Genomic DNA, 5,221 nt, shown 5'->3' with positions numbered 1-5,221 from the left:
AGCATCAGCACGGACAGCGGATAATAGATCATCGGCTTGTCGTAGACCGGAAGAAGCTGTTTGGACGCCGCGAGCGTCATCGGGTGCAGCCTTGTGCCGGACCCGCCAGCCAGAACGATGCCGCGCATGTCTTGTCTCCCTCCGATATGGATGGTTCCGGGCGATCCACGCGCCGCCCTTGAAGAGCGGGGGCGTCTCACGCAAAAACCTCTGCAAGCTCGCGCAGCCTTGGGCACTGCCTGTCCTAGACGCCACACCTGCCCTCGCGCATTCCCCGCAAGCGCCGATGCGCTTGATCAACGAGCGGCAAGCAGAGCCCGTCTCGGCGCGAAAAGCAGAGGAAATACAGAGTGGCCGGGGAACCATCCTCGCAACACCAAGCCCATGCTGGCGCGAGTCGGCGCTAGCGGAACCAAGATTAGATTTGGACGGCCCCGCCAGGCACCAGCCAACGCGCCGATTTACGGCGAATGAAACTATACAATCGCTCCTTCCGCGTAATTACGAGGCGCGTTTGTTTCCTGACGGGCGCTGAGACGCCAACACGCCAAATGCCCCGAGCGACCGGTCAAGAGCGCTTCGAAATATTTGGTAGTTATCTGGTCAGTTTAATGCCCGCTGATCGGCAGAGAGATGATTAGAGCGGCGCTAAGCGACAGCCGCGAATGAAATTTGATTCTACCCATCTCAAAACCCTTCCAATAGTGAGCCTGCATCTTTCTAGCACCACTACACAAAGCAGCGCAGCCGGACGCGGCCAAAACAAGGGGTTCTGAGCGGCGTTTTGATTAAACTGTTGTAGAACCGCAACATAGCGATGAAATTTTAATTCGTATTTTTACGTATTTTTCAAGGCCCACGGCTAGTCCTCGAACTACTCAGGATGACGCCGCAGTTGGCCGTAAAGCGCCCTTCGGCGGCATTTGGGAATAAGCCCAACGCCAATCGGTTCGAGGCGCTGGAGCCGGTTCGGCAGGGGGTGAAACGCTGCTTCGGCGCGATCGCTCCAGAAGTCGCCAGTGGACTGAAGCTGCGTCACGATCACGGGAGCAATTACATGTCTGAAACCTTTCAGGGCGAAATCAAATGCCTGGGAATCGAAGCCTCGGCCTGTTTCGTGCGCGAGCCTGAGGGTAATGGCGTCGCCGAGCGCTTCATTCGAACCCTGAAGGAGAACCTGCTGTGGGTCAGGGTCTTCCGCGCGATCGAGGAACTCAGGGTGGCGCTCATCGACTTCGCCGAGCGTTACAACAGGACATGGCTCGTCGCCCGGCACGGCTACAAAACGCCGGATCAGATGAGAGCTGAACAGCGTTCGGTTGCCAAGGCATCCATCGCAGAGCTACCTTTGGCCGCTTGAATAAGCGCAACCGGTTGTCTCAAATCCGGGCCGCAGTACATTTTATGTATTTTAGTGCCTGTAGCGCGGATCGGCGGGTTGACGCGCACGCAATCCGCTCGCGCCCATTGACGTACGAGGCCGTTTTTTCTAACCAATGTGGTCATCGTCCTGGATGACGGGCCCCCTTAGGCCCAGCAAAAAATAGGGGCTAGGGGCGCTGAACAATGGCGCCCTGGGTCGTCGTGACGATCCATCCGCCGCGACCGCGCTCTATGCCGGTTACGCGCCCAGCACCGGGCAGTTCATTGCCGATCACGACTGCGTCCATAAATCCATCCGGGCGTATAAGGAACGCTACTCCGCCATCAACACGCTCCAATACATAGTCGCCAATCACTCCCAAGGCGCCGGCGCTTTTATGGTCTGGGGCGGAAGTCTTGATTTCGTTTCGCTTGTCGTCATTGGGCTTGGCGGTGGCACTACGATCGGGTTTTTGAAAGGAGGCTGTCGGCGTGCGATCGAGCGCGACGCGCTCCAATTGCGCGAGGCGCGTTTCGAGCTTATCCAGCCGCGCTATTAGGCTCGTATTCGTCTTGCCGGCTTCAACGCTTTGTTCACGCGCCGCTTCTAGCGCGCGCAAACGCTCCGAAGCTTGCAGATTGTCGGCGCTGTGGCGAACTTGCTCGATCTGGGCCTGCAGCGCGTCGATTGCGTTGACAAGTCGCGCCATTTTTTGCTCGTCGCTAGTGTCCGTCGTTGCCTTCGATTCCGAAGGAAGCGCTTGCGCCAGCTCCGCCCGATCCGCCCAGACGCCCACTCCGAGGACCCTTTTCAAGCCGGCGCTCGATCCGGACAGAAAGCCGATCGTCAGCGCGGCTGCGACCAAAGCGCCAATGTAGGCGAAGCGCCGCCGGGCATCGGAGCGATTTGGCGCCAGCACCAACTCAAGCGGCGGCTCTGCCGTACCGGAACGGTTCGAATCGACTTCGTCGACGGCTCCGGCAGACCGGTTATTCGCGTTACTGGCGCTTGAGTCTTGCGGCAGTTTCGTCACGGTCCCTGTTCCGCCATACCTTGTCCACTCATCAATCGCGGTGTTGTCCGCAGCGATCCGCTTCTCTAAAAAGCCACCATTGCAAATCTATCACATTCCGGCGTTTCGGACAATATTCCACCGCTGCCGTCGACGGCGAGGGCCTCGGCAGTCGATCTGGCAAGTTCGCGCGCCCTACGATTGATGCCGGCGAGCTGGTTCTCAACGCCGCTCAGCAGCACAACGTTGCCGGGGCGATTGCCGCCGGGCGCCGGGGGCAGGCTGATATGGTGATGGGAAAATCACTCCACCAAAATCGTGGTCCACGATATCACCTGGCGTGCTCTGCCGGTCGAATCCGATCATTGGAACAGTGTGTGGAAACGCTTCTGGCGCCTATCACAGACCGGGTTTTTCGAGGCTCTGGCAGACAACAGCGCAACAGCGTATCTCGTCATTATCTTCGACTCGAACCTTGTCCGCGCCCGCGTCTCGGCGACTGGGCAAAAGGGGGGGGAAGAAACCCAAGCGCTTGGACGTTCACGCGGGGGCTTCTCGAGCAAAATTCATATCAAGACGGACATGGACGGTCTCCCGCTCGCCTTCGATCTGAGCGGCGGCCAAGCCAGTGACAGCCCCACTTTCAAACCCTGCTCGACATAGGCCCCGATATCGAACCGCGGGCTGTTCGCAGACAAGGGTTATGACGCCAAGGCGAACCGCGAAGTTGCGAGAGCACGGGGAATTGCGCCTGCCATTCCCTATCGCAAGACGACGAAATTGCAGCCGGCGTTCTTTCCGAAGATCCTCTACAAAGCGAGGGCAAGGATCGAAATATTGATTGGTAAGCTAAAGCGCTCCAAGCGTGTCGCTTACGCTGCGAAACGCACGGGATTATTCTTAGTTCATTGCTCTCGCTTGCGCATTTATCTGGGTCAAATCCGTCTACACGGCCTAAGATCCTCGCCCTCTGAACGGCCGGCGTAAGTGGCCCGGTCATTGTCGGTTCAAAATTATCGGTTATCGGGGCCAGGTGCGCCGTCGACCAGTGGGTTGCCCCTTCCAGTGAGAAGTGCACGAGCACCGACCGCGAAGTCGGCGGTCGTTGCGCAAGTGACCGGCACCACCGCGGCTGATACAGACGGCCTCTTTCGAGTTGCGCCGAACTGGCGTAATATTCATTATGGCATCGAAAAAGACGAAATTGCCAACCCCTTCCCCCACCCCGATCGCTGCTTCCGACCGCCGAAGTATGAGTTGACCTCCGAGGAAGCGGCGGCTGTCAAACGTGGGAAGCAACGTCGGTCGGCGCGCGCCCCCGCTCCACGCGTCAAGATTAAACAGAACGAGAGAAGCGCAGCGCTGATCTACGACCATCCTGACCAGGATTTCGGTCGCTTCTTACTTGCCGAAGCGCATGGGACGGCGGATGGTGATTTCCTCGGTGGTCTCCTCAGTCAACTTGTCAACATTCGCGGAGACGTCGGGGCAAGGAGGAACAATTTAATTTTCTTATTTCTGTCATCAAGGACATCAAGCCGCGCGATCAATTGGAATCAATGCTGGCAGCGCAAATGGCGGTCATCCACACGGCGACTATGATCTTCGGGCGGCGGCTCGGGAGTGTCGAAAACCTCCAGCAGCAGGACAGCGCAATCAACGGGTTAACTAAATTGACGCGCACCTTTGCGGCACAGCTAGAGGCGCTGAAGCGTTATCGGAGCAATGGCGAGCAAAAAGTCACTGTTCAGCGGGTCAATGTGAGTGAAGGTGGCCAAGCGATCGTCGGCAATGTCTCGTCGTCGCCCAAGCGGCTTGACGCAAAACCCAAAAGGACCACGCCGGCCCTCATTCATTCAGCGCAAGCGCCGATGCCCTTGATCAACGAGCGGCAAGCGGAACCTGTCTCGTTGAGAAACGCAAAGGAAACAGACGCGAATGACCGGGAACCATCCTCGTAACACGAAGCCGATGCTAGCCAGTCACCGCTGCGGAGCCAAGACAAGATTCGGGCGGCCTTGTCAAGCGCCAGCGATTGCGGGAAAGACGCGCTGCCGCATGCATGGCGGCGCCGCGGGATCTGGCGCGCGACGGAGAAATTCTAACGCACTGAAACATGGGATGTTTACATGCGAGGCTGTGGCTGAGCGCAAAGCGGTGCGCGATCTAATCCGGCAGGTCCGAACGTTCACGGATACGGTGGAGTGATCCGGTTTCTTGGCTCGCTTGCCCGATTCGGAGTCGATCGGCTACTCACCGCCGCCCCTGAGTTCCGAAGCGAAGTGCAACACCCCCAGCGGATGGGATATCGGCTGGTTGTTCAAGCCATTACGGGAGTGTTGCCATGCGAGTCTACTCGCAGCTGTCCGAGGAAGAAAGAAATCTGATTTCAGCCCAGTGTGCGGCCGGCCGGTCCCTGGGAGCCATCGCCCGTCAACTCGGGCGCGGGTGATCAATTGCGTATAGGTAAATGTAGGATAATCGAGGTCCGCCAGCCGGCTTTTGCCGTAAATTGCGGAATCCCGTGAGGGCCGCGGGCGCGCAACAAGAAACCACCGTCGCGGCCCCGGATAGCCGCGATAGTCGTGGATGTCATAGCCTGCCCCCAGCGAGCGACCTCAAGGTTTTTGTGATCGCATATCCGCCTAAGCAAATGCGATCACTTTCGATGTCGGGTTAATCCGTCGAGCTCCGGTCAGTGGTTGCTAGGCCGTGTGGACGAAATCTGGTGGTTGAGAATTTTGGGGATTCACGCGGTTAATCTGTCGTGATTCATAGGCTTCCGAGCGAATCGGAGGCCTGACACGATGTCGACGAAGATGGATGAGGAGGATTGGACGAACGCC

6 protein-coding genes and 1 pseudogene are annotated in these 5,221 nt (G+C 58.2%); 5 read left to right on the top strand and 2 right to left on the bottom strand.

Features of this window, described 5'->3' with window-relative positions:
- On the bottom strand, positions 1-128 hold a 128-nt coding region (locus ACR652_RS08860), incomplete at its 3' end, for a sugar phosphate nucleotidyltransferase (protein ID WP_434506142.1).
- A gap of 812 nt (positions 129-940) precedes the next feature.
- On the opposite strand from ACR652_RS08860, the pseudogene ACR652_RS08855 reads away from it, so the two are divergent.
- Positions 941-1,360 (top strand): annotated as a pseudogene (locus ACR652_RS08855) (integrase core domain-containing protein); the annotation flags it as partial.
- Between the two features lie 190 nt (positions 1,361-1,550).
- On the opposite strand, the gene ACR652_RS08850 reads toward ACR652_RS08855, so the two are convergent.
- A complete protein-coding gene (locus tag ACR652_RS08850; protein ID WP_434506147.1) occupies positions 1,551-2,396 on the bottom strand; it encodes a hypothetical protein in 846 nt (281 codons plus the stop codon).
- Positions 2,397-3,488: 1,092 nt separating this feature from the next.
- Here ACR652_RS08850 and ACR652_RS08845 point away from each other — a divergent pair.
- From ACR652_RS08845 to ACR652_RS08830, 4 genes are all read left to right on the top strand, one after another.
- Entirely contained in the window at positions 3,489-3,977 is a 489-nt protein-coding gene (locus ACR652_RS08845; RefSeq protein ID WP_434506146.1) for a hypothetical protein, read from the top strand.
- Positions 3,950-4,336: a hypothetical protein gene (locus tag ACR652_RS08840; RefSeq protein ID WP_434506145.1), complete on the top strand. Its 387-nt coding sequence runs from the start codon at positions 3,950-3,952 to the stop codon at positions 4,334-4,336. Before ACR652_RS08845 ends, ACR652_RS08840 begins: the two co-directional genes overlap by 28 nt.
- Positions 4,314-4,583, top strand: coding sequence for an HGGxSTG domain-containing protein (locus tag ACR652_RS08835; protein WP_434506144.1), 270 nt, complete (start codon positions 4,314-4,316; stop codon positions 4,581-4,583). Before ACR652_RS08840 ends, ACR652_RS08835 begins: the two co-directional genes overlap by 23 nt.
- Positions 4,584-4,719: 136 nt before the next feature.
- Positions 4,720-4,827, top strand: coding sequence for a helix-turn-helix domain-containing protein (locus ACR652_RS08830; protein ID WP_434506143.1), 108 nt, complete (start codon positions 4,720-4,722; stop codon positions 4,825-4,827).
- Positions 4,828-5,221 lie beyond the last annotated feature (394 nt).

The organism is Methylocystis sp. (genome assembly GCF_051061225.1).
Taxonomy (GTDB): Bacteria; Pseudomonadota; Alphaproteobacteria; order Rhizobiales; family Beijerinckiaceae; genus Methylocystis.
The sequence above is the reverse complement of the archived record's forward strand: the minus strand, read 5'-3'. Positions and strand labels throughout refer to the sequence as shown.

Coding starts and splice junctions, on each gene's coding strand:
- ACR652_RS08840 (WP_434506145.1), top strand. CDS start 3,950: ATGGCGGTCATCCACACGGCGACTATGATCTTCGGGCGGCGGCTCGGG.
- ACR652_RS08830 (WP_434506143.1), top strand. CDS start 4,720: ATGCGAGTCTACTCGCAGCTGTCCGAGGAAGAAAGAAATCTGATTTCA.
- ACR652_RS08835 (WP_434506144.1), top strand. CDS start 4,314: ATGACCGGGAACCATCCTCGTAACACGAAGCCGATGCTAGCCAGTCAC.